The organism is Pseudomonas sp. 51_B, assembly GCF_017491595.1.
GTDB classification, from domain to species: Bacteria; Pseudomonadota; Gammaproteobacteria; order Pseudomonadales; family Pseudomonadaceae; genus Aquipseudomonas; species Aquipseudomonas promysalinigenes.
In genome coordinates, this window is the sequence record NZ_JAFGYW010000175.1 from 1 (window position 1) to 526 (window position 526).

The 526-nt window shown below is 61.6% G+C and carries 1 protein-coding gene; it reads right to left on the minus strand.

All coding sequences use genetic code 11. The features are described from left to right. On the minus strand, positions 1 to 526 hold a 526-nt coding region (locus J5M56_RS24245; protein ID WP_207937975.1), incomplete at both ends, for a trypsin-like peptidase domain-containing protein.

The following is a 526-nucleotide window of genomic DNA, read 5'->3' on the forward strand; positions in this document are numbered from 1 at the left end:
GGGTCACGGTGTGGTCAAAGCCAAATGGCGAACCGATCGCGACGACCCACTGGCCGGCCTTCAGGTCCTGGGATTTGCCGAGCTTGAGCACCGGCAGATCCTTGCCTTCGATTTTCAGCAACGCCACGTCAGAGCGTGGATCGGTGCCGACCAGCTTGGCTTTCATCTCACTGCGGTCAGCCAGACGGACGAGGATTTCGTCAGCATCGGCGATCACGTGGTTGTTGGTGAGGATGTAGCCATCCGGCGAAATGATGAAACCCGAACCCAGCGATTGCGCTTCACGCTGGCGGCCATCGCCACGTGGCGAGCGCTGCTGAGGCGGCATGCCGCGCTCGAAGAATTCGCGCAGCATCGGTGGCAGGCCTTCCAGATCCGGCATCTGCTGGTTGACCCGACGGTCCGGCAGTTTCTGCGTGGTACTGATGTTCACCACCGCTGGCGACGCTTGTTCGACCAATTGGGTGAAATCAGGCAGATCGGCCGCTTGCGCAGCAGGCACCGCCTGACCGAGCAACAGCACGGT